Annotated in this window: 25 protein-coding genes, 1 tRNA gene and 1 riboswitch; of the genes, 11 read left to right on the forward strand and 15 right to left on the reverse strand. The window is 70.0% G+C overall.

All coding sequences use genetic code 11. The features are described from left to right. The first annotated feature begins 141 nt into the window (after nucleotides 1-141). The gene (locus OG490_RS13705; protein ID WP_330296568.1) at nucleotides 142-318 is read left to right on the forward strand and encodes a hypothetical protein; all 177 of its coding nucleotides are present in this window, start codon (nucleotides 142-144) and stop codon (nucleotides 316-318) included. A 143-nt stretch (nucleotides 319-461) separates the two neighbouring features. Then, entirely contained in the window at nucleotides 462-761 is a 300-nt protein-coding gene (locus OG490_RS13710) for a hypothetical protein (protein WP_330296569.1), read from the forward strand. Nucleotides 762-851: 90 nt separating this feature from the next. Here the strand turns inward: OG490_RS13710 and OG490_RS13715 are convergent, their stop codons facing one another. The 5 genes from OG490_RS13715 to OG490_RS13735 all read right to left on the reverse strand — a co-directional run bounded on the left by OG490_RS13715 (nucleotide 852) and on the right by OG490_RS13735 (nucleotide 5939). Further along, nucleotides 852-2204 (reverse strand): DUF445 domain-containing protein, encoded by a 1353-nt coding sequence (locus OG490_RS13715; RefSeq protein WP_330296570.1) that lies wholly within the window; start codon nucleotides 2202-2204, stop codon nucleotides 852-854. Between the two features lie 99 nt (nucleotides 2205-2303). Beyond that, complete coding sequence (locus tag OG490_RS13720) at nucleotides 2304-2996, reverse strand: DUF1707 SHOCT-like domain-containing protein (protein WP_330296571.1); 693 nt, start codon at nucleotides 2994-2996, stop codon at nucleotides 2304-2306. Between the two features lie 176 nt (nucleotides 2997-3172). Further along, entirely contained in the window at nucleotides 3173-4150 is a 978-nt protein-coding gene (locus OG490_RS13725) for an ABC transporter ATP-binding protein (protein ID WP_330296572.1), read from the reverse strand. Nucleotides 4151-4156: 6 nt separating this feature from the next. Continuing rightward, nucleotides 4157-5017, reverse strand: coding sequence for an ABC transporter permease (locus OG490_RS13730; protein WP_330300912.1), 861 nt, complete (start codon nucleotides 5015-5017; stop codon nucleotides 4157-4159). Between the two features lie 109 nt (nucleotides 5018-5126). Beyond that, nucleotides 5127-5939, reverse strand: coding sequence for an ABC transporter permease (locus OG490_RS13735; protein ID WP_330296573.1), 813 nt, complete (start codon nucleotides 5937-5939; stop codon nucleotides 5127-5129). A 200-nt stretch (nucleotides 5940-6139) separates the two neighbouring features. Between OG490_RS13735 and OG490_RS13740 the strand changes: the two genes are divergently transcribed. Then, on the forward strand, nucleotides 6140-8626 hold the full coding sequence (locus tag OG490_RS13740; protein ID WP_443065808.1) for a transglycosylase domain-containing protein: 2487 nt from the start codon (nucleotides 6140-6142) through the stop codon (nucleotides 8624-8626). A gap of 72 nt (nucleotides 8627-8698) precedes the next feature. On the opposite strand, the gene OG490_RS13745 is transcribed toward OG490_RS13740, so the two are convergent. From OG490_RS13745 to OG490_RS13755, 3 genes are all read right to left on the reverse strand, one after another. Next, nucleotides 8699-9019, reverse strand: a complete 321-nt coding sequence (locus tag OG490_RS13745) for a DMT family transporter (protein WP_030158619.1) — start codon at nucleotides 9017-9019, stop codon at nucleotides 8699-8701. A 33-nt stretch (nucleotides 9020-9052) separates the two neighbouring features. Continuing rightward, nucleotides 9053-9137, reverse strand: a riboswitch (guanidine-III (ykkC-III) riboswitch). Nucleotides 9138-9193: 56 nt separating this feature from the next. Continuing rightward, the gene (locus OG490_RS13750) at nucleotides 9194-9538 is read right to left on the reverse strand and encodes a GroES family chaperonin (RefSeq protein WP_330296574.1); all 345 of its coding nucleotides are present in this window, start codon (nucleotides 9536-9538) and stop codon (nucleotides 9194-9196) included. A gap of 82 nt (nucleotides 9539-9620) precedes the next feature. Beyond that, nucleotides 9621-9938 carry a DUF3618 domain-containing protein gene (locus tag OG490_RS13755; RefSeq protein WP_330296575.1) on the reverse strand — a complete coding sequence of 106 codons (318 nt, stop codon included), beginning with the start codon at nucleotides 9936-9938 and terminating at the stop codon, nucleotides 9621-9623. Between the two features lie 125 nt (nucleotides 9939-10063). Between OG490_RS13755 and bcp the strand changes: the two genes are divergently transcribed. From bcp to OG490_RS13775, 4 genes are all read left to right on the forward strand, one after another. Further along, nucleotides 10064-10531: a thioredoxin-dependent thiol peroxidase gene (gene bcp / locus OG490_RS13760; RefSeq protein ID WP_330296576.1), complete on the forward strand. Its 468-nt coding sequence runs from the start codon at nucleotides 10064-10066 to the stop codon at nucleotides 10529-10531. A 145-nt stretch (nucleotides 10532-10676) separates the two neighbouring features. Then, complete coding sequence (locus OG490_RS13765; protein WP_330296577.1) at nucleotides 10677-11324, forward strand: HNH endonuclease signature motif containing protein; 648 nt, start codon at nucleotides 10677-10679, stop codon at nucleotides 11322-11324. Beyond that, on the forward strand, nucleotides 11321-11827 hold the full coding sequence (locus OG490_RS13770) for an HNH endonuclease signature motif containing protein (RefSeq protein ID WP_330296578.1): 507 nt from the start codon (nucleotides 11321-11323) through the stop codon (nucleotides 11825-11827). Before OG490_RS13765 ends, OG490_RS13770 begins: the two co-directional genes overlap by 4 nt. A gap of 49 nt (nucleotides 11828-11876) precedes the next feature. After that, a tRNA-Leu gene (locus tag OG490_RS13775) sits at nucleotides 11877-11963 on the forward strand. Nucleotides 11964-12016: 53 nt separating this feature from the next. Here OG490_RS13775 and rdgB read toward each other — a convergent pair. From rdgB to OG490_RS13795, 4 genes are all read right to left on the reverse strand, one after another. After that, nucleotides 12017-12643: an RdgB/HAM1 family non-canonical purine NTP pyrophosphatase gene (rdgB, locus tag OG490_RS13780; protein ID WP_330296579.1), complete on the reverse strand. Its 627-nt coding sequence runs from the start codon at nucleotides 12641-12643 to the stop codon at nucleotides 12017-12019. A gap of 83 nt (nucleotides 12644-12726) precedes the next feature. Next, entirely contained in the window at nucleotides 12727-13113 is a 387-nt protein-coding gene (locus OG490_RS13785) for a hypothetical protein (protein ID WP_330296580.1), read from the reverse strand. A gap of 110 nt (nucleotides 13114-13223) precedes the next feature. Beyond that, a complete protein-coding gene (rph, locus tag OG490_RS13790) occupies nucleotides 13224-13955 on the reverse strand; it encodes a ribonuclease PH (RefSeq protein WP_330296581.1) in 732 nt (243 codons plus the stop codon). 130 nt (nucleotides 13956-14085) lie between these two features. Then, nucleotides 14086-14400 (reverse strand): PTS glucose/sucrose transporter subunit IIB, encoded by a 315-nt coding sequence (locus tag OG490_RS13795; RefSeq protein WP_330300914.1) that lies wholly within the window; start codon nucleotides 14398-14400, stop codon nucleotides 14086-14088. 197 nt (nucleotides 14401-14597) lie between these two features. On the opposite strand from OG490_RS13795, the gene OG490_RS13800 reads away from it, so the two are divergent. Together OG490_RS13800 and OG490_RS13805 are read left to right on the forward strand one after the other, a co-directional pair. After that, complete coding sequence (locus OG490_RS13800; protein WP_330296582.1) at nucleotides 14598-15899, forward strand: PTS transporter subunit EIIC; 1302 nt, start codon at nucleotides 14598-14600, stop codon at nucleotides 15897-15899. Between the two features lie 316 nt (nucleotides 15900-16215). Further along, a complete protein-coding gene (locus tag OG490_RS13805; protein ID WP_330296583.1) occupies nucleotides 16216-17484 on the forward strand; it encodes a PTS transporter subunit EIIC in 1269 nt (422 codons plus the stop codon). 135 nt (nucleotides 17485-17619) lie between these two features. Here OG490_RS13805 and OG490_RS13810 read toward each other — a convergent pair whose 3' ends face one another. Then, on the reverse strand, nucleotides 17620-18372 hold the full coding sequence (locus tag OG490_RS13810) for an MBL fold metallo-hydrolase (RefSeq protein WP_330296584.1): 753 nt from the start codon (nucleotides 18370-18372) through the stop codon (nucleotides 17620-17622). Nucleotides 18373-18589: 217 nt separating this feature from the next. On the opposite strand from OG490_RS13810, the gene OG490_RS13815 reads away from it, so the two are divergent. Beyond that, on the forward strand, nucleotides 18590-19000 hold the full coding sequence (locus tag OG490_RS13815; RefSeq protein WP_330296585.1) for a hypothetical protein: 411 nt from the start codon (nucleotides 18590-18592) through the stop codon (nucleotides 18998-19000). Next, nucleotides 18955-19332, forward strand: a complete 378-nt coding sequence (locus OG490_RS13820) for a DUF488 domain-containing protein (RefSeq protein ID WP_330296586.1) — start codon at nucleotides 18955-18957, stop codon at nucleotides 19330-19332. The genes OG490_RS13815 and OG490_RS13820 overlap by 46 nt, the downstream gene beginning before the upstream one ends. Before the next feature lie 255 nt (nucleotides 19333-19587). Here the strand turns inward: OG490_RS13820 and OG490_RS13825 are convergent, their stop codons facing one another. Beyond that, complete coding sequence (locus tag OG490_RS13825) at nucleotides 19588-20538, reverse strand: PLP-dependent cysteine synthase family protein (RefSeq protein ID WP_330296587.1); 951 nt, start codon at nucleotides 20536-20538, stop codon at nucleotides 19588-19590. Next, entirely contained in the window at nucleotides 20538-20825 is a 288-nt protein-coding gene (locus OG490_RS13830) for a MoaD/ThiS family protein (protein WP_330296588.1), read from the reverse strand. The genes OG490_RS13825 and OG490_RS13830 overlap by 1 nt, the downstream gene beginning before the upstream one ends. Between the last annotated feature and the right edge of the window lie 29 nt (nucleotides 20826-20854).

The raw sequence follows: 20854 nt of genomic DNA on the forward strand, positions 1-20854 counted from the left end.
GGTGGTTTGCCCCTTTGGGTGGGAGATTGAATTTATGCCCATCAGGTTCCCTGGGCAGACATCGCACGGATCCGGCGAGTGTGCGACAAATCCCCTCCCCGCCCTCCGTGTCGGCGGCGGGGCGGCCGCGTTGAGCAGCGCGTGGACAGACTGCTTCGGGTCGCCGGCGGGTGCGGACTCGCGTTTCTTCTCGTCCTGGGCGTGGTGGCGGTACTGCCGCGCGGTGTGCGGGACGCGGTTCCGAATGCGGTGATCGGCGGTGCCGTTCTCGTGCTGGGGGCGCTGGGCGCCCGGCGGGCGGTCAAGGCCTCGCGCTAGGCCGGTCAAGGCCTCGCGCCAGCGCGTTGGCGCGCGCGTTAGCCTCGTAGAACGAGCTTGCGAGCCGATGAGCATGTGAACGTGTGACCTGATGAGCATGCGAGTCGATGAGCGTACTGGCTGATGACGTGAAGGAGTTGGGCATGGCACGGGTACCGAGTTCCGTAGTGGCGGCCGCCGGTCTGGTCGGCGGGTACGCCGTCGCCCGGTGGACCAAGAAGCGGCCGCTCGGCGGTGTCGTACTGGGCGCCGCCGGAATCGCCGCCGGGCGGGAGTGGCACAAGAGCGGCGGGATCCCCGCCGCGGCCGGGCTCGGCGCGCTGTACCTCGCCGGGTTCGCGGGGGCGCACCCGCTGGCGAAGAAGGTCGGCGCGTGGCCGGCCGTCTTCGGGGCCGCGGGAGTCGTGGCCGCGGCGTCCTGGGCCGTCGCCGACCGGGGCTGAGCGCGGCCGCCCCTCCCCTGCGGCCGGGCGACGCCGAGCGCGGCTGACCCGCCGCTCCGCCGGGGCCGACCCCGAGCGGGTCGGCCCCGCCTACGCCCCGAACGCGCGCGACACGCTGTAGATCAGCAGCCCCGCCAACGCGCCGACCACCGTGCCGTTGATGCGGATGAACTGGAGGTCGCGGCCGATGTGGGCCTCGATCTTGCGCGAGGTGTGCTCCGCGTCCCAGCCCGCCACCGTGTCCGTGATCAGCGAGGTGATCTCGGTCCGGTAAGTGGTGACCACGTACACCACCGCCCCCTCGATCCAGCCCTCCACCTTGTCCTGGAGCCGGCCGTCCGTGGCCAGCCGGGCCCCCAGCGCCATCAGCGAGGACCGCACGCGCAGCCGCAGCTCGCTGCGCTCGTCCTCCGCCGCCGAGATGATCATCGAGCGGACCGCGGTCCACGCGGAGGCGATCACGTCCTGCACCTCGCCCCGCGCCAGGATCTCCGACTTCAGGCGCTCGACCTTGGCCCGGGTCTCCGTGTCCGACTGGAGGTCGGCCGCGAAGTCCTTGAGGAAACGGTCCACCGCCCCCCGCGCCGGGTGCTCCGGCATGTCCCGCATCTCCTGGACGAAGCGCAGCAGCTCCTTGTAGACCCGGTCGCCGATCTTGCGGTCCACGAACCTCGGGGTCCATCCCGGCGCCCCACCCTGGACCGCCGCCTCCACCGACTCGGCGTGCGTGACCAGCCAGTCGTGCCCCCGGGAGCAGAGCAGGTCCACGACCCGGTGGTGCCCGCCGTCCGCGACGATCCTCTCCAGCGTCTTGCCGATCCCCGGCGCGATCTCCGCCGTCTCCGCGCGCCGCGTGATCGCCTCGCCCACGACGGCCTGCACGTCGGAGTCCCGCAGGACCGTCAGCGCGCCGCGCAGGGCGGTGGCCAGCTCCGCCGTGACCCGGTCCGCGTGCGCGGGCTCGGCCAGCCAGGCACCGAGCCGGCCGCCGATGCCGAGGGCGTGCAGCCTCGTACGCACCACGTCGGCGGAGAGGAAGTTCTCCCCGACGAATTCGCCGAGGGAGACGCCGAGCTGGTCCTTCTTGGTCGGGATGATCGCGGTGTGCGGGATCGGCAGCCCCAGCGGGCGCCGGAACAGCGCGGTGACGGCGAACCAGTCCGCGAGCGCACCGACCATGCCCGCCTCGGCCGCGGCCGCGACGTAGCCCGCCCAGCCGCCCGCACCGGAGTGCTGCGCCCACTTCGCCGCCACGTAGACCAGCGCCACCAGGATCAGCAGGCCGGTGGCGATCCGCTTCATCTGCCGGACCCCGCGGCGGCGCTCCTCGTCCGCCTCGCTGAAGACGAACCCGCCTCGCGCCGTCACCGTCGCCGTCTTCTTCGTACTGCTGCCCTGCTCCACGTGCTCCTGCCTTCCCCCGGGCGTCGGTTTTGTCTGCATAGCATCCGACTCCCGAGGCGCCCTGGGAGTTCCCGGCGCGCCGTGCCGCGGCCCCACGGCCTATCTACGAGCTCTACGCGGACTACGCGGGCTACGCCCCTACAGCTCCTTGCGCGGCTTCGACTTCCCGAGCGACTTCCCGTTCTTCGACCCGTTCTTCGACCCGTTCTTCGGCGGCTTGACCCTGATGTCCACCCCGCCCCAGAAGGCGAGGCCCGTGACGATCACCCGCGGAGCCCCCGGGTCCGACGGCCCGGGGTTGTCGCGCCGGTCGAAGCCGCCCATGATGCCGATGCCCCGTACGTCGACCTCCACGCCCGGCGGCACCGTGATCTGGATGCCGCCCATGATGGCCACGCAGTTGATGACGACCTCGCGCTCCGCGAAGTTCGCCTCGCGCAGGTCGATCTCACCGCCGCCCCAGAACGCCACCGCCTGGAACCGGGCGGGCACGGTCCAGTTGCCCTTGCGCTGGAAGCCCGACATGACCGCGACGGCCAGGGCGGGGCCGCCGACCGGGCCGCCGCCGCCGATCCGGGCCGGCCAGGCGGAGTCCGACCCGGCGGGCACGTTCTTGGTCAGGCCGACCGGCGCGGACGCCACCGGGGCCGCGACGCCTGCCCCGGGCAGGTCCCGGGTCAGGGGCTCCAGCTCCGCGTACGTACGGGACTTGTACGTCGCCTCGAGCCGCTCCTCGAATTCCTCCATGTCGAGCCGGCCCTCGGCGACGGCGTCCCGCAGCCGCTCCACCACCCGGTCGCGGTCGGCGTCCGACGCCCTCAGTTCCGGCAACTGATTCCCAGGCGGATTGCTGGGCGGGTTCCCCGACAACGACTTCTCAGGCCGCTCGTCACTCATAAGGACCAGCCTATGCAGTCATCCATGAGAGTTGTACGGCTTCACCCCGCCTCCGGCTCAGGGTTGTCCCTGATTTATCCCCGCCCCGCACCTCGTCCCCGCCCCCCACCTCATCCCCGCCCCGCGTACATCCGCGCGATCACGTCCTCGATGTCCGGCTCCCGCACCGACAGGTCCAGCAGCGGGTACTGCGCGGCCACCGCCGCCACCAGCGGGGCCGCCGAGGCCCGGGCCGGGAACGCCAGCCACTGCCGCGGCCCCTCCACCTTCACCACCCGCGCCCCCGCCACCTCGATCGGCGGGAGCTCCCGCTCCAGGTCCACCACCAGCGTCCGCTCGCTCTCCCCCGCCCCGCCCGCCGTGTGCAGCCCGCCCAGGGATCCGTCGTACATCAGCCGCCCGTGGTCGATCACCATCACCCGCTCGCAGAGCTGCTCGATGTCCTGGAGGTCGTGCGTGGTCAGCAGCACCGTGGTCCCGAGCTCCTCGTTCAACTGCCGCAGGAAGCCCCGTACCTTCGCCTTGCTCACCACGTCGAGCCCGATCGTCGGCTCGTCCAGGTACAGCACGTCCGGGTCGTGCAGCAGGGCCGCCGCGATGTCCCCGCGCATCCGCTGCCCCAGCGAGAGCTGGCGTACCGGTACGTCGAGCAGCTCGGCCAGGTCGAGCCGGTCCACGCAGCGCTCCAGGTTCTCCGCGAACCGCGCCGCCGGGATCCGGTACATCCGCCGCATCAGCCCGTACGAGTCCTTCAGCGGCAGGTCCCACCACAGTGTCGTGCGCTGCCCGAACACCACCCCGATGCGGTGCGCGAGGCGCATCCGCTCCCGCGCCGGATCGATGCCGGCGACCCGCAGCCGGCCGCCGCTGGGGGTGAGGATGCCGGTCAGCATCTTGATCGTGGTCGACTTGCCGGCCCCGTTGGGCCCGATGTAGCCGACCACCTCTCCGCGCTTCACCTGGAAGCTGATCCCGTCCACGGCTCTGACCTGCCGTTTCTCCCGGCGCATCAGGCCGGTCCGGCGGCGTACGTCGAAGACCTTCTCGACCCCGTCCAGCTCGATCAACGCCTCGGTCCCGTCTGTCACAGCCCCTCAGCTCCCCGTGCTCCGGTACGAACGAACCCCCGCGCGCCAGGCCAGCGACGCGGGCACGAACACCGCGAACGCCACCAGCGGGCTCGCGTACGCCGCCCAGGCGGGCAGCCCCAGCGGGTCGGGCCGGCCCAGGATGTACAGGGCCGGCAGCCAGTTGACGAAGGCCAGCGGCAGGATGAAGGTCACCCCGCGCAGCAGGTCCTTCGCGAAGACCGTCGGCGGGTACTGGAGCATCGTGCAACCGCCGTACGTGAAGGAGTTCTGCACCTCCGCCGCGTCCCCGGCGACGAACTGGAACGCCGCACCGGCCACCATCACCGCCCCGAAGATCGCCGCACCGGCCGTGATCATCACGGGCACCAGCAGCACCTTCCCCACCGTCCAGTCCAGCTGCGGCCCCAGGTCCGAGACCGCCCACCCCATCACCGCGAGCCCCTGCCCGATCCGCCCCAGCCGGCGCAGCGCGAAGCGGTCGGCCGCGACCTGGGCCAGCACCGGGACCGGGCGGACGAGCATGGTGTCGAGGGAGCCGTCGCGGATCCGGGAGCCGATCCGGTCGGTGTTGCCGAGCAGCAGGTCGGCCAGGCCCAGGGAGGCCGAGCAGGAGCCGTAGAGCAGCGCGATCTCGGGGAGGGTGAAGCCGCCCAGCTGGTCCACGTGCGAGAACATGATGTAGATCGCGACGAAGTCCAGGAGGGTGATCGCCCCGTTCCCGAAGGTGGAGAGGAAGAAGGACGTGCGGTACGTCATCGTCGACCGGATCCACATCGCCGCGATCAGCCCGTAGCCGCGCAGCCCCTCCAGGGCCCGGTTCCGCTCCGGTACGAGGAGCGGCCCTTCGCCCTTCCGCGCCTCCAGCGCCGCCGGTTCCTGCGCCCGACCCGGTCCGCCACCCGGTCCGCCACCCGGTCCGTCACCCGCCCCGTCACCCGCCCCGTCCGGTACCAGCGCCGTCCCGGCCGTCCCCTCAGCCACCCTGGACCACCACCTTCCGCGTCGCGGCCGACTGCAGCAGCCGGCCCAGTCCCAGCAGGCCCAGCGCCCACGCCGCCTGGAAGGCGAACGCCCCGGCCGCGGCTCCGGCCCCCGCGCCCTTGCCGAGCAGGACGTCCAGGGGCACCTGGAGCATCGCCGACCAGGGCAGGACGCGGACGAACTCCCCGAAGCCGCCCGGGAACACGCTCAGCGGCAGCAGCATCCCCGAGAAGAAGACCGCGACGACCGTGGCCATCATGTTGATCCCGGCCCCGTCCATCAGCCAGAACGCCGCCAGCCCCAGCAGGTAGCGCAGCGCGAAGCTCACCAGCACTCCGAGGAACACCGAGACCAGGAACAGCAGCCAGCGCAGCGGGTCGGCGGGCAGCGCCAGGTCGAAGACGAGCGCTCCGGCCGTCAGCGGTACTACGCCGCGGCCCATGAGTTGAAACCCGGCCCGGCCCAGATCTCCCGCGAGCCACCACATCTGGAGGTCGGCCGGCCGGTACAGGTCGACGGCGATGTCACCCGTACGGACGCGCTCCTGGATCTCTTCCTGGAAGCCGCCGCCCATCAGCGCGACGGCGGTGAGCAGCCCCTGGCTGACCCAGATGAAGGTCAGGGCCTGGGACTGGTCGTAGCCGCCGAGTCCGGGCCGTTCGTCCCAGAGCGCGACGTACGTACAGGCGAGGATGAAACCGAACACGGTGTTGGTGAACACCCCGGCCGCGGTGGCCGTCCCGTAGGTGGCGTACCGGCGGAAGCCCCCGGCCGCGACCGCCCCGTAGAGCGCTGTTGCGCGCATCACTCCCTGACGCACCGTGTCCCTCCGTTTCCCACGTCGTTGCTGCGTCGTTCCTACGTCGGCCAAAGCGCGCGAGCTTAGTGCGGAGGGGCGATCCATGCGAACGGTTTACGCCCGTTCGAAGCGGAATCGACGGCCATCGGGTAGACACCATGAGGTACAGATGTGGATATTTCGTACGGCGCCGAGGAGTCCCGGAGATGAGCGACCCGTCACCACCGCCCGGTTGGACCCCGCGCGATCCGGACACCCCCGAGGAACCGCAGGCCACCGGTGCGGACGCGGCCTCACCCCCCGGGCCTGAAATGACCGCCAAGGAAGCCAAAGAGGCGGCGAAGGACCGGGCCAAGGCGGAAGCGGCCGCGGCGAAGCAGGGCAAGCGGACCAAGCGCAAGCGCACCGGCTGGCGCCGCCTCTTCCCGACCTGGCGCATGGTGCTGGGCGGCTTCCTGCTGCTCGCCCTGCTGTGCGGCGGCGCCCTCGTGGCCGGCTACCTGCTGGTCGACATCCCGCCCGCCAACGCGGCGGCCGTCGCCCAGTCCAACGTCTACCTCTACGCCGACGGTTCCCAGCTCGCCCGCGACGGCGAGGTCAACCGCGTCAACGTCCCGCTCTCACAGATCCCCCGGTCCGTCCAGGAAGCCGCGCTGGCCGCCGAGGACCGCGACTTCTACGCCGAACGGGCGGTGGACCCGGCCGCGATGCTCCGCGCCGCCTGGAACACGGCGACCGGCAAGGGCACCCAGTCCGGTTCCACCATCACCCAGCAGTACGTCAAGAACTACTACCTGGGCCAGGAACAGACGATCAAGCGCAAGGTGAAGGAGTTCTTCATCGCGATCAAACTCGGTCGCGAGAAGTCCAAGGACTACATCCTCGAGGGGTACCTGAACACCAGTTACTTCGGCCGCAACGCCTACGGCATCCAGGCCGCCTCCCAGGCCTACTACGGCAAGGACGTCAACAAGCTCACCACCTCCGAAGGCGCCTACCTCGCCACCCTCCTCAACTCCCCCAGCGCCTTCGACGTCGTCGCCCACCCCCAGGGCCGCCCCCGCGCCCTCGCCCGCTGGAACTACGTGCTCGACGGCATGGTCAAGAAGGGCTGGCTGACGGCCGCCGAACGCGCGACCACCCAGTTCCCCGAGCCCGGCAAGGTCCGCCCGGCCGCAGGCCTCTCCGGACAGCGCGGCTACCTCGTCGAAGCCATCAAGGACTACATCCTCGAGAACAAGATCCTCGACGACAAAACCCTCGCCGAGGGCGGCTACCGCATCACCACCACCATCGACAAGCGCCGCCAGACCGCCGTCGTCGACGCCGTCAACGACAAGATGGTCAGCAAGCTCGAACCCGAGCAGCGCAAGGCCGACCGGCTGGTGCGCACCGGTGCCGTCTCCATCGACCCGGCCACCGGCAAGGTCGTCGCCATGTACGGGGGCATCGACTACACCAAGCAGTTCGTCAACAACGCCACCCGGCACGACTACCAAGTGGCCTCCACCTTCAAGCCGTTCGTCTTCGCCTCCGCCGTACAGAACAACTCCCGCACCCAGGACGGCCGCACGATCACCCCGTACACGATCTACAACGGCGACAACAAGCGGCGCGTCGTCGGCACCCGGATCCCCTACGCCCCGGAGAACGAGGGGCAGATCAGCTACGGCAACATCACCGTGAACACCGCCACCGACCTCTCCGTCAACGCCGTCTTCGCCCAGATGGTCGTCGACGTGGGCACCGACAAGGTCAAGCAGACCGCCATCGCCCTCGGCATCCCCGAGAACACCCCGAACTTCGACGCGGGTCCGGCCATGGCGCTCGGCACCATGCAGGCCAGCGTCCTGGACATGACCCAGGCCTACGCGACCCTCGCCGACCACGGCCGCCACACCCCACACACCTTCGTCGAGAAGATCACCAAGGCGGGGGACACCGTCCCGCTCCCGCACCGCGACCGAACCCAGGCCGTCAGCCGCGAAGCCGCCGACACGACCACCTCCATGCTGGTCAGCGTCGTGGACAACGGCACCGGCACGGCCGCCCTCGCCGCCGGCCACCCCGCCGCGGGCAAGACGGGGACCGGCGAACTGGACCGTTCCGCCTGGTTCGCCGCGTACACCCCGGACCTGGTCACCGTCGTCTCGATGATGGGCCAGGACCCGGACACCGGCACCCTGGAATCCCTCTACGGGGCCCTGGGCGAGGCCCGCATCGGAGGCGGCGGCTACCCGGCCCGGATCTGGGCGCAGTACACGAAGACGGCCCTGTCGGACAGCGACCCCCTGGACTTCGACCTGGAGCTCATGCAGGGCGCCAACCAGCCCCCGCCGCCCTCGCCCGTGAACCCGAATCCGAACCAGTCGCAAGAGGAAACCCCGGGCGAGCGCCCCTCGGGCCCGCCGGTCCGGCCTTCCCGGACCCCGTCGACGGGCGGCCAGACCAACGGGGGCCAGACGAACGGCGGCCAAACGAACGGCGGTCAGACCAACGGGGGCCAGACGAACGGCGGTCAGACCACCGGGGGCCAAACCACCGGAGGCCAAACCACCGGCGGCCAAACGACGGGCGGCCAGACCACCGGGGGCCAGACCACGGGCGGCCAGACGGACGGCGGCGCCACGGCCGGCGACCAGGGCGTCACCACCGGAGGCTTGCGCCGCCCACCGGCGGACCTCCTGGAATGACGCCCACCGGGTGGCACCCGTCAACAGACGGACGGGTGCCACCCCGGAACGATTCGGCTCAGTGACCGGAAGTCAGTGACCGGAGGTCGCCTTGAGCCCCACCACGGCGACCAGCAGCAGGCAGATGAAGAAGATCCGGGCGGCGGTCACGGGCTCCCCCAGCACCGCCATCCCGAGCACCGCGGCCCCGGCCGCGCCGATGCCGACCCACACCCCGTACGCCGTACCGATGGGCAGGGTCTTGGCCGCGTACGACAGCAGCACCATGCTCGCCACGATGCCGGCGCCCGTGAAGACGCTCGGCCACAGACGGGTGAATCCTTCGGTGAACTTCATGCCGATCGACCAGCCGACTTCGAGCAGACCGGCGACGAGAAGCAGAACCCAGGCCATGACAGGCACCTCCGGGACGAGAGCGGAACGGGGGGTGCGTCGTCTTGTCATCCGCCATCGCTGGCAGCTACCCGGTACGGCGCGTCTCGTCGGGGGTTCCCCACCACCGTAGCAAAACCCCACGAAAACGGCCGGTGACGATGGTCACCGGCCGTTTCCCAAATCTCTCGGGGGCTAGAGGTACAGCCCTGTGGAGTCCTCGGACCCCTCCAGCCGCTCGGCGGCCACCGCGTGCAGGTCCCGCTCGCGCATCAGCACGTACGTCGCCCCGCGCACCTCCACCTCGGCCCGGTCCTCCGGGTCGTAGAGCACCCGGTCACCCGGCTCGACGGAACGTACGTTCTGACCCGTGGCCACCACGACCGCCCAGGCCAGCCGCTTGCCCACCGCGGCCGTCGCGGGGATCAGGATGCCGCCGCCGGAGCGCCGCTCGCCCTCGGGCGAGTCGGACTTCACGAGCACGCGGTCGTGGAGCATGCGGATGGGCAGCTTGTCGTGGGTGGTGGTGTTCTCGCTCACGCCCCGAACCTACCCGCCCGCACCCGCACCGCGCCCCGCCGGGTCATGAGCCCTGTCATGAGCTCCGCCATCAGCCCTGCCATCAGCGCTTGCGGCGAGCCGACAGCACGAGCAGCCCCACCACACCGACCGCGAGCAGCGCGACCGGGACGATCCGCTCGACGCGCGGGGCGCCGTCCTCGTGGCGCAGCCCGTCGCGGGCGTCGGTGACGAGGCGGTTCACCGTCGCCACGGCACGCCCGGCGGTGTGGTCCACCAGTCCGACGGCCTTGGCCTTCGCGTCCCCGATGATCGTCTTGGGATGCATGCGCACACCGATCTCGTCGAGCGTCTCGGCGAGCTGCTCGCGGCGGCGGACGATGTCCGCCTCGATCTGTGCGGGGGTCCTGGCTTCCGGCACCGCGCTGCCTCCGTCGTCGTGGTCGTGACCGGGTCGGTCGTATGGAGGGGTGTAGCCCACCATGAACAGTCTGTCAGCAGCTTAGTCTCGAGACCGTACCGATCCCCTCCCGAGGAGACTGTTAGATGAGCGAGCGACTTGAGCCGGGCGACATCGCCCCCGCCTTCACCCTGCCCGACGCGGACGGCAACGAGGTCTCGCTCGCCGACCACAAGGGCCGCAAGGTCATCGTGTACTTCTACCCCGCCGCGCTGACGCCGGGCTGCACGAAGCAGGCCTGCGACTTCACGGACAACCTGGCGGTTCTGGCCACGGCCGGCTACGACGTCATCGGCGTCTCCCCGGACAAGCCGGAGAAGCTGGCGAAGTTCCGCGAGCAGGAGCACCTGAAGGTCACCCTGGTCGGCGACCCCTCGAAGGAGACCCTGACGGCCTACGGGGCGTTCGGCGAGAAGAAGCTGTACGGCAAGACGGTCACCGGAGTCATCCGCTCCACGGTCGTCGTCGACGAGGAGGGCAAGATCGAGCACGCCTTCTACAACGTCAAGGCCACGGGCCACGTAGCCAAGATCATCAAGGACCTGGGCATCTGAGTCCACCCGTCCCCGACGAAGCGGCCCGCACCTCAGCCAGGTGCGGGCCGCTCCCTTTATCGGACGAGATCCCCCATAACCGTCCGACTATCGGTCCGTTACTCCGTACGAGGGCCGCACGCGTGGCCGGGAGATGGAGGGGACGATGCCGATCAGTCCGTACACGAGGGAACGCCTCGCGGAGGCGGCGGAGGGTTCGCGGACGCTGTCCGAGGCACTGACAAAGCTGGGGGTGGATCCGAAGAGTGCGTCACGAAGGTACCTGCTCGACCGCATGCGGAAGTTGGATGTGGACGTCTCGCACTTCGAGCGCGAGGGGGTGAAGTGGACGAGGGAGATCCTGACCGAAGTCGTCGCATCCTCGAGGACGATGTGCGAGGTGCTGCGCCGACTCGGCCTCGATGTTGTCGGCGGTCACCACACTCACATCAGCCGCAAGGTCAAGAGGTTCGGGATAGACACCTCGCACTTCGCGCCCCCGCCGAGCACGGCAGGCACGCGAGACATCCGTCGCCGTCGATCCGCCGGGGAAATCCTGCGCGACGACCGGTCTCCGATCGCCACTCGGGTCGACCCCACCAGACTCAGGCGCGCACTCCTGGAGACAGGACGCGAGGAGCGCTGCGCTCTGTGCGGGATAGAGGCGGTCTGGCAGGGCGAGCCGCTACCCCTGGAGGTCGACCACATCGACGGGGAGTGGCGCAACAACCAAGCGGCCAACCTGCGACTTCTGTGCCCCAACTGCCACTCCACAACGGACACGTACCGTGGACGCGGCAAGGGGCGGCGATGAGCAGCGGTAATCGTGCGGCGTACGTGCGGCGCGGGAAACCGGACGAAAATGCCCTGCGTGAAGCCGTCGCACGATCACACTCTCTAGCAGAGACCTTGCGCCGCCTGGGCAGGCCCGCGTCAGGCAGTCAGCATGCCGCGCTCAAGCGATGGATCGAGGAAGCCTCCCTCTCAACCGCCCATTTCACGGGGCAGGCACATCAGCGCGGCAAGAGGGGAACCACCGCACGGCCCGCCGCCGAAGTCCTCGTTCGACACGAGGGAGAACGGCGGACCACGACCAGGACACTGCGCCGCGCCTTGCACGAGATCGGCGTCCCCGACGTGTGCGCCGGCTGCGGGACGGCTCCGGAGTGGCTGGGCCTTCCCATGACGCTGGAGATCGACCACATCAATGGCGATTGGAGTGACGACCGCCGCGAGAACCTGCGGCTGCTGTGCCCCAACTGCCATGCAATTACGACCACGTGGTGTCGAAGAGGCCGCAACAAGCCCCGTCGTTGATCTTGTTCGACCGGTCGCAGCCGCCTGCCGCTATCATGGCAAGCGGCTAGCGGCGGTGGCGCAACGGCGACGCAGCAGACTTAGGATCTGTGGCCCGTGAAACGGCTTGAGGGTTCGAATCCCTTCCGCCGCACCAATAACGGCCTGTGAATCGAAGGACTGATTCACAGGCCGTTCGCATGAGTGGTGTCAGCCCAGCAGTTCTCTGACCGCCGGGACCAGGGCTCGGAAGGCTTGGCCCCGGTGGGAGATGGCGTTCTTTTCCGCCGGGGTGAGTTCCGCGCAGGTGCGGGTGTCGTTCAGGGGCTGGAGGATCGGGTCGTAGCCGAAGCCGCCCGTGCCGGACGGGGTGTGGCGCAGGGTGCCGAGGAGGCGACCTTCGACCACGCGTTCCGTGCCGTCCGGGAGGGCGAGGGCGGCCGCGCAGAAGAAGTGGGCGCCGCGGTGGGCGTCGTCGATGTCCGAGAGCTGGGCGAGCAGGAGGTCCAGGTTGGCCCGGTCGTCGCCGTGGGTGCCGGCCCAGCGGGCCGAGAAGATGCCCGGGGCGCCGTTCAGGACGTCCACGCAGAGGCCTGAGTCGTCGGCGACCGCCGGCAGGCCGGTGGCCCGGGCCAGGGCGTGGGCCTTGAGGAGGGCGTTCTCGGCGAAGGTGACGCCGGTTTCCTTGACGTCCGGGATCTCCGGGTACGCGTCCGCCCCGACCAGCTCGTGCGGCAGGCCGGCGGCGGAGAGGATGGCGCGGAGCTCGGTGACCTTGCCCGCGTTGCGCGTGGCGAGGATCAGGCGGCTGGGAGAGGGCGTGGGCGTCGAGGTCATGGGGTCATTATCTCGGGGCGGGGCGGGGCGGGGCGGGCCGATAGCGGCCGTCCCGCCCTCCGCCGCCCGGGCCGGAGCGGGGATCAGCCCGGCGTGCAGACCTTCGAGATCTCCTTCGCCGCGTCCGCGACCGGCGTGATGTCCGGGGTGGAGTTGCCGTTCTGCAGCGAGGTGCGGACGTTCGAGACGGCCGTGTTCATCGAGGTGATGGCCTTGCTCAGGTCGGCGTTGTCCGTCTGGTCGCCGACCTTCTTGAGGTTCGCCTCGATCTGGTTGAGCGCGTTCTGGGCGTCCTGCGGGCTGTTGCCGGCCTGCGAGACGGCCTGCTGGAGGTCGTTCGCGCCGTCCGTGATGGCGACCGCCGTGTTCGCGCAGTCCATCGCCGTCGAGATCGCGTCGCAGGAGGTGATCGCGGGTATGGCGAGGGCTGCCGTCAGGGCGACGGCTGCCAGGCGGTGCTTCGGCTTCACTTGGGCCCCCAGGGGATTCGGGTTCGGATGCGTGGACGGGCGCACGGTTTTGACACCGTGCGCCCGTACCGCAAGAGACGCGCGCGGGCTCCGCGCGGTTGCCGCTGAGCTCAGAGCGTGAGTTCCAACGCGCTCAGCTGCAGGGCCTGGAGGTCGACGCAGCCGCCGGCGGCCAGGTCGAGGAGGGCGTTGAGTTCCTTGCGGTCGAAGGGCTCGGCCTCGGCCGTGCCCTGGACCTCGACGAAGCGGCCGTCGCCGGTGCAGACCACGTTCATGTCGGTCTCGGCGCGCACGTCCTCCTCGTAGCAGAGGTCGAGGAGCGGTTCGCCGTCGACGATGCCCACGCTGACGGCGGCGACGGTGCCGGTCAGGGGCTTGCGGCCGGCCTTGATGAGCTTCTTGCCCTGGCCCCAGGAGATCGCGTCGGCCAGGGCCACGTAGGCCCCGGTGATGGCGGCGGTACGGGTGCCGCCGTCGGCCTGGAGGACGTCGCAGTCCAGGACGATGGTGTTCTCGCCCAGCGCCTTGTAGTCGATGACGGCGCGCAGGGAACGGCCGATCAGGCGGGAGATCTCGTGGGTGCGGCCGCCGATCTTGCCGCGGACGGATTCCCGGTCGCCGCGCGTGTTGGTGGCGCGGGGCAGCATCGAGTACTCGGAGGTGACCCAGCCTTCGCCGCTGCCCTTGCGCCAGCGCGGGACGCCTTCGGTGAAGGAGGCGGTGCAGAAGACCTTGGTGTCGCCGAAGGAGACGAGGACGGAGCCCTCTGCGTGCTTGCTCCATCCGCGTTCGATGGTGACCGGGCGGAGCTGATCGGGCGTACGGCCGTCGATACGAGACATGGCACCGAGCCTAGTCGGTGCGGGGGTGCGAAAAGACCCCGTCCGGGTGCGTCCGGTCGGGGTCTTGTCGTACGCGAGGGCGTGCGCGGAAGCGTGTGCGCAGGCGTGTGTGCGAGCCGGTGGGCTCAGCTCACATCATGTCTTCGATGTCGGCGGCGATCGGGTCGGCGTCGGTGCCGATGACGACCTGGATCGCGGTGCCCATCTTGACGACGCCGTGGGCGCCGGCGGCCTTCAGCGCGGCCTCGTCGACCTTGCTCGGGTCGATGACCTCGGTGCGCAGGCGGGTGATGCAGCCCTCGACCTCTTCGATGTTCTCGATACCGCCGAGCCCGGCGACGATCTTCTCAGCCTTGGTGGCCATGTGTTTCTCCCTGAGTTCTACGAAGAACGAGTCTCGGCGGCCACCGTTGCCTGTGGGCCGGCGAATGGTGCGGCTGACCAGCCAGCGTGGTCCGCTTTGTCACGGTAGCCCACGATTGGCCCATCTTCGCGAGCGCATGCCCGCCATCTGCCGAATGATGACGATCAGCATCAACCTGCCCTACGGGCGGGCGAAATGCGATCGCACCACAAGTGGTCTACACCAGTGTGCCGCACGTGGGGCGGCTGCCAAAAACGGGCCGGTCAGGGAGGACGCGGATGAGCGCGAGCAGCGCCGCAGCAGTGCCACAGCAGAAGTGGTGGAACGGCTTGTTCCAAGGGCTGCAGAAGATGGGCCGGAGCCTTCAGCTGCCGATCGCCGTACTGCCCGCGGCAGGCATCTTGAACCGCCTGGGCCAGGACGACGTGTTCGGCAAGGACGGCCTGGGCTGGACGGACGTCGCCAAGGTCATGGCGGCCGCGGGCGGAGCCCTGCTCAATGCCGACATCGGCCTTCCGCTGCTCTTCTGCATCGGCGTCGCGATCGGCTTGGCCAAGAAGGCGGACGGCTCGACCGCCCTCGCGGCGGTGGTCGGCTTCCTCGTCTATCGCAGCGTGCTGCACGCCTTCCCCAAGTCCTGCCCGGAGGGCACCAAGGACATCAAGGGCGCCTGCCTGGGGGCGGGTGACGCCTTCGTCGAGTACACCTACCAGAACCCGGGAGTGTTCGGCGGCATCGTCATGGGCTGGCTGGCCGCCTGGTTCTGGATGCGCTTCCACCGGGTCAAGCTGGTCGACTGGCTCGGCTTCTTCAACGGCCGCCGCCTCGTCCCGATCATCATGACCTTCGTGGCGATCGTGTTCGCCGTGCTCTGCCTGTGGATCTGGCCGCCGATCGGCGACGCGCTGGAGAGCTTCTCGGACTGGCTGGTGGGCCTGGGCTCGGTGGGCGCCGGCATCTTCGGCCTCGCGAACCGCGCGCTGCTGGTGATCGGCCTGCACCAGTTCCTGAACGTGCCGGTGTGGTTCCAGTTCGGCAGCTACACCAAGCCGGACGGCCAGACCGTCCACGGCGACATCCCGATGTTCCTGGCGGGCGACCCGAACGCGGGCCAGTTCACCACCGGCTTCTTCCCGATCATGATGTTCGCGCTGCCCGCGGCGGCGCTGGCGATCACGCACTGCGCGAAGCCGGCACGGCGCAAGGAGGTCGGCGGCCTGATGCTGTCGGTCGGCCTGACCTCCTTCATCACCGGCATCACCGAACCGCTGGAGTACTCGTTCCTCTTCCTGGCGCCGGTGCTGTACGCGGTGCACGCGGTGCTGACGGGCGTGTCGATGGCGGTGACCTGGGCGTTCGGAGTGAAGGACGGCTTCACCTTCTCCGCGGGCCTGATCGACTACGTCATCAACTGGGGGCTGGCGACGAAGCCCTGGATGATCATTCCGATCGGACTGTGCTTCGCGGTCGTCTACTACGCCATCTTCCGCTTCGCGATCACCAAGTGGGACATCAAGACCCCTGGCCGGGAGTCGGACGAGGAGATCGCGGCGATGGAGGCGGAGAACACCAAGGCGTGAGCGGCTAGCCGCGCCTACCCCCGGGGAGGCCGAAGCCCCCCTCCCGAACGCCATACGCCCTGCTCGGGGCGCCCATACGAGTGCCAAAGGCCTTCGGACCCACAGGGTCCGAAGGCCTTTGCGTTGTATGCCCGGGTGTGTCCTCCCCCACGGAATTGGTGGGTTCCTTACGCGGACCTCACCGTGCTACAACTGGTCTACACCACTGAGTGGTGTAGACCACGTAGGCCTTTCGGCCCCGCGGTCCCCCGTTCCGAGACGCCGCCAAACCCCCTTTTCCATGCCTTGGCAGCGCCTTGTCCACTGGAGGAAGACCATGTCCACAGCTACCGCTGCGGAAAGCAAGAAGGGCGCTGGCGTGATGGCCGTCATGCAGCGCATCGGCCGGAGCCTCATGCTCCCCGTCGCGGTGCTGCCGGCCGGCGCACTCCTGCTGCGCCTGGGCGCGGGCGACATGCTCGGGAAGGACACCTTCCCGGCCTTCGTGAACAAGATCGCCGGCTACATGGCCGCCGGTGGCGGCGCGATCCTCGACAACATGGCGCTGCTGTTCGCCGTCGGCATCGCGATCGGCTTCGCCAAGAAGTCGGACGGTTCGACCGCCCTCGCGGCCGTCACCGGTTACCTGGTCTTCCAGAAGGTGCTCGCCACCTTCACGGACAGCAACCTGCCGAAGGTCGAGAAGGTCGTCGACCACAAGGTCGCCCTGGTCGACGCGACCGTCAACGCCGGTGTCCTCGGCGGCGTCGTGATGGGTGTCATCACCGCCCTGCTCTACCAGAAGTTCTACCGGACCAAGCTGCCCGACTGGGCGGGCTTCTTCGGCGGCCGCCGCCTGGTTCCGATCCTCTCCGCCTTCGCGGGCCTGGTCGCCGGCATCGTCTTCGGTCTCATCTGGCCGGTCCTCGGCACCGGTCTGCACAACTTCGGTGAGTGGCTGACCGGCTCCGGCGCCGTCGGCGCGGGCATCTTCGGTGTCGCCAACCGCGCACTGATCCCGATCGGCATGCACCACCTGCTGAACTCCTTCCCGTGGTTCCAGGCCGGCTCCTTCGACACCCCGACCGGCGCCGTCCACGGCGACATCAGCCGCTTCCTCGCGGGTGACCCCTCGGCCGGACAGTTCATGACCGGCTTCTTCCCGATCATGATGTTCGCCCTCCCGGCGGCCTGCCTCGCGATCGTCCACTGCGCCCGCCCCGAGCGCCGCAAGGTCGTCGGCGGCATGATGTTCTCCCTCGCGCTCACCGCCTTCGTGACCGGTGTGACCGAGCCCATCGAGTTCACCTTCATGTTCATCGCCCCGGTCCTCTACGCGATCCACGCGGTCCTGACCGGTGTCTCCCTGGCGCTCACCTGGGCCCTGGGCATGCGGGACGGCTTCGGCTTCTCCGCCGGTGCGGTCGACTTCGTGCTCAACCTCGGCATCGCGAACAACCCGTGGGGCCTGGCCGGCATCGGCCTCTGCTTCGCGGTCGTCTACTACTTCGTCTTCCGCTTCGCCATCACCAAGTGGAACCTGCCGACGCCGGGCCGCGAGTCCGACGAGGAGCTCGCCGAGCTGCTCAAGGCCGAGGCCAAGTAAGCGAGTAGGTACGTACGACCGTACTGACGCCACGAAGAAGCCCCCGCTCTCCCGGAAGGGAGGGCGGGGGCTTCTTCGTGGTCGAGCTTCGGGCGTCCGGACCGGGACCGGCCCCGGGACCGGCCCCGGGACCGGTCAGATCTCGTAGACCGCGCCCGCGTACGCCAGGTCCACCGGGCCGTCGTAGACCGCGCGGGCGTCGGACAGGTTCTGCTGGGCGTCCGTCCACGGGGGGATGTGCGTCAGGACCAGGCGGCCCACGCGGCCGCCGCGGGCGAACTCGCCGGCCTCGCGGCCGTTGAGGTGGAGGTCCGGGATGTCCTCCTTGCCGTGCGTGAAGGAGGCCTCGCACAGGAAGAGGTCGGTGTCCTCGGTGAGCAGCCCCAGCTCGGGGCAGGCGCCGGTGTCACCGGAGTACGTGAGCGAGCGGCCGCCGTGCTCGATGCGGATCCCGAAGGACTCGACCGGGTGGCAGACCTTCTCTGTACGGACCTGGAACGGGCCGATCTCGAAGCTGCCGGACTTCAGGGTCCGGAAGTCGAAGACCTCGCTCATGGAACGCTCGTCGGGGACGTCCTCGTAGGCCGTGGACAGCCGCTTCTCGGTGCCCTCGGGGCCGTAGACGGGGATGGTGCCGCAGCGGCCGCCCTCGTGCCGGTAGAAGCGGGCGACGAAGTACGCGCACATGTCGATGCAGTGGTCGGCGTGCAGATGGCTCAGGAAGATCGCGTCGAGGTCGTAGAGCCCGATGTGCCGCTGGAGCTCGCCGAGGGCACCATTGCCCATGTCGAGGAGCAGCCGGAAGCCGTCGGCCTCGACGAGGTAGCTCGAACAGGCCGATTCCGCGGACGGGAACGAACCCGAACAGCCGACGACGGTGAGCTTCATGGAGCGTGAACCTCCGTGGACGGTCCGTGGACGGAATGCGGGCCGTGCGTGGGTCGAGCGTAAGGCGCGAAACCTCCGGTCGCTCCTCCGCGGCGGGCCGTTGTGGGGGGAATCACCTGTGCTGTCACCCGGGGGAGCGACAGGGCGGATGCGGGTTGCCGCCCGGGGGCGCCGTCGCTGCCGTGCCGCGGTGTCCTTGCGCGGCTACGGTCGGAGTATGGACACGTCCTGGTGGCCGGCGGCCGCCGCGGTGGTGGCCGTGATCCTGCTGGTGCTGATACCCCGGCGGGTGCGGCGGCCCGCGGAACCGCCGCACGGGCCGGGTCCGCCGCCGCGGCCGGAGGCCGGAGAGCTGTGGACCCTGGCCGACGGACGGCGCTGCCTGGTGCTGGGCGTACGGGGCCACCGGGCGCGGATCGCGCGGATCACCGGGAAGTACGACGACCGGAGCGCCGGGGTGATTCCGCTGCCGCCGGGGGTGGTGGGGTCGCGGGGGGCGTTCGTGGAAGCGGAGCGGGTGCTGGAGGTGTCGGTATGGGAGTTCAAGCGGGCGCGGCCGCTGGGCACGGTGGATCCCGCGGTGTGGGACGAGCTGAAGGGACTCGGGGGGCTGGGGTCGTCCGACTGAAGCGGGTCTACGATCCCCCCGAGCCGGGGGTGGACGGGGTCCGGGTGCTCGTGGACCGGCTGTGGCCACGGGGGCTGTCGAAGGAGGCCGCGGGGGTCGACGACTGGGCGAGGGCTGTCGCCCCTTCGACGGAGCTGCGGAAGTGGTTTCACGGGGGTGGGTCCGTGGAGGAGTTCCGGGAGCGGTATGCGGTGGAGCTTTCCGCGGAAGGGGCCGTGGCCGAGCTGGAGCGGTTGCGGGGCCTTGCGGTGAGCGGGCCGGTGACGCTGTTGACCGCGGTCAAGGATCCGGAGTCCAGCCACGCCGGGGTGCTGGCCGCGATGCTCGCCTGAGCCGGGGCCGGGGCCGTCTGCCGGGGCCGGGGCCGTCTGCCGGGGCCGGGGCCGTCTTCCGGGCCCCGCTGCGGGGGTGCCGCTGCGCGGGGCTTGTCCCCTACCCGCCCTTCCACCGTTCCCCGGGCTCCGCCCGGACCCGGAAGACCCGGGGCTCCGCCCCGGAGCCCGCGCCTCAAACGCCGGCGGGGCTGAGAGGGTGCGGCGGGGCTGGGATGCCCGGAGGGTAGTCCCAGCCCCGCCCGCGTCGAAGGGTTATGCCCAGAGCTGCCCCTGGAGGACCTCGATGGCTTCCTCGGTCGTGGCGGCCGTGTAGACGCCCGTCGAGAGGTACTTCCAGCCGCCGTCGGCCACGACGAAGACGATGTCGGCCGATTCGCCCGCCGCGACGGCCTTGCGGCCGACGCCGATCGCCGCGTGGAGGGCCGCGCCGGTGGAGACTCCGGCGAAGATGCCCTCCTGCTGGAGGAGCTCGCGGGTGCGGGTCACCGCGTCCGCCGAGCCCACCGAGAAGCGGGTGGTCAGGACCGAGGCGTCGTAGAGCTCGGGGACGAAGCCCTCGTCGAGGTTGCGCAGGCCGTAGACGAGGTCGTCGTAGCGGGGTTCCGCGGCCACGATCTTGACGCCCGGTACGTGCTCGCGCAGGTAGCGGCCGACGCCCATCAGGGTGCCGGTCGTGCCGAGGCCCGCGACGAAGTGGGTGATGGACGGGAGGTCCGCGAGGATCTCGGGGCCGGTCGTGGCGTAGTGGGCGCCCGCGTTGTCGGGGTTGCCGTACTGGTAGAGCATCACCCAGTCCGGGTGCTCCGCCGCCAGTTCCTTCGCGACGCGGACGGCCGTGTTCGAGCCGCCCGCCGCCGGCGATGGGATGATCTCGGCTCCCCACATGGCCAGCAGGTCCCGCCGCTCCTGCGAGGTGTTCTCCGGCATCACGCAGACGATCCGGTAGCCCTTGAGCTTGGCTGCCATCGCCAGGGAGATGCCGGTGTTGCCGGAGGTGGGCTCCAGGATCGTGCAGCCGGGGAACAGCCGGCCGTCCTTCTCGGCCTGCTCGACCATGTGGAGCGCCGGGCGGTCCTTGATCGAGCCGGTCGGGTTGCGGTCCTCCAGCTTCGCCCAGATGCGGACGTCGTCCGAGGGCGAGAGCCGGGGCAGGCGTACGAGCGGCGTGTTGCCGACCGCTGCCAGTGGGGAGTCGTAGCGCATTACTTCGATCCGCCGGCTACGGCCGGGAGGATGGTGACGTTGTCGCCGTCCTTGAGCGCGGTGGAGATGCCGTCGAGGAAGCGGACGTCCTCGTCGTTGAGGTAGACGTTGACGAAGCGGCGCAGTTCGCTGCCCTTCGCCTCGTCGACGATGCGCTCCCGGATGCCCTTGTGGCGGGTCTCCAGGTCGGAGAAGAGCTCGGACAGGGTCGTGCCCTCACCCGAGACGGCCTTCTCGCCGCCGGTGTAGGTACGGAGGATGGTGGGGATGCGGACCTCGATGGCCATGGCAGGCTCCAGTCAGGGTGGTGAGGGAG

It is taken from the genome of Streptomyces sp. NBC_00503, from assembly GCF_036346895.1.
Taxonomy (GTDB): domain Bacteria; phylum Actinomycetota; class Actinomycetes; order Streptomycetales; family Streptomycetaceae; genus Streptomyces.

What these genes read in the sequence shown, in the direction of transcription:
- OG490_RS13710 (WP_330296569.1), top strand. Translation starts at nt 462, where the DNA reads ATGGCACGGGTACCGAGTTCCGTAGTGGCGGCCGCCGGTCTGGTCGGC.
- OG490_RS13715 (WP_330296570.1), bottom strand. Translation starts at nt 2,204, where the DNA reads ATGCAGACAAAACCGACGCCCGGGGGAAGGCAGGAGCACGTGGAGCAG.
- OG490_RS13735 (WP_330296573.1), bottom strand. Translation starts at nt 5,939, where the DNA reads ATGCGCGCAACAGCGCTCTACGGGGCGGTCGCGGCCGGGGGCTTCCGC.
- OG490_RS13740 (WP_443065808.1), top strand. Translation starts at nt 6,140, where the DNA reads ATGAGCGACCCGTCACCACCGCCCGGTTGGACCCCGCGCGATCCGGAC.
- OG490_RS13745 (WP_030158619.1), bottom strand. Translation starts at nt 9,019, where the DNA reads ATGGCCTGGGTTCTGCTTCTCGTCGCCGGTCTGCTCGAAGTCGGCTGG.
- bcp (WP_330296576.1), top strand. Translation starts at nt 10,064, where the DNA reads ATGAGCGAGCGACTTGAGCCGGGCGACATCGCCCCCGCCTTCACCCTG.
- OG490_RS13765 (WP_330296577.1), top strand. Translation starts at nt 10,677, where the DNA reads ATGCCGATCAGTCCGTACACGAGGGAACGCCTCGCGGAGGCGGCGGAG.
- OG490_RS13770 (WP_330296578.1), top strand. Translation starts at nt 11,321, where the DNA reads ATGAGCAGCGGTAATCGTGCGGCGTACGTGCGGCGCGGGAAACCGGAC.
- rdgB (WP_330296579.1), bottom strand. Translation starts at nt 12,643, where the DNA reads ATGACCTCGACGCCCACGCCCTCTCCCAGCCGCCTGATCCTCGCCACG.
- rph (WP_330296581.1), bottom strand. Translation starts at nt 13,955, where the DNA reads ATGTCTCGTATCGACGGCCGTACGCCCGATCAGCTCCGCCCGGTCACC.
- OG490_RS13800 (WP_330296582.1), top strand. Translation starts at nt 14,598, where the DNA reads ATGAGCGCGAGCAGCGCCGCAGCAGTGCCACAGCAGAAGTGGTGGAAC.
- OG490_RS13805 (WP_330296583.1), top strand. Translation starts at nt 16,216, where the DNA reads ATGTCCACAGCTACCGCTGCGGAAAGCAAGAAGGGCGCTGGCGTGATG.
- OG490_RS13810 (WP_330296584.1), bottom strand. Translation starts at nt 18,372, where the DNA reads ATGAAGCTCACCGTCGTCGGCTGTTCGGGTTCGTTCCCGTCCGCGGAA.
- OG490_RS13815 (WP_330296585.1), top strand. Translation starts at nt 18,590, where the DNA reads ATGGACACGTCCTGGTGGCCGGCGGCCGCCGCGGTGGTGGCCGTGATC.
- OG490_RS13825 (WP_330296587.1), bottom strand. Translation starts at nt 20,538, where the DNA reads ATGCGCTACGACTCCCCACTGGCAGCGGTCGGCAACACGCCGCTCGTA.
- OG490_RS13830 (WP_330296588.1), bottom strand. Translation starts at nt 20,825, where the DNA reads ATGGCCATCGAGGTCCGCATCCCCACCATCCTCCGTACCTACACCGGC.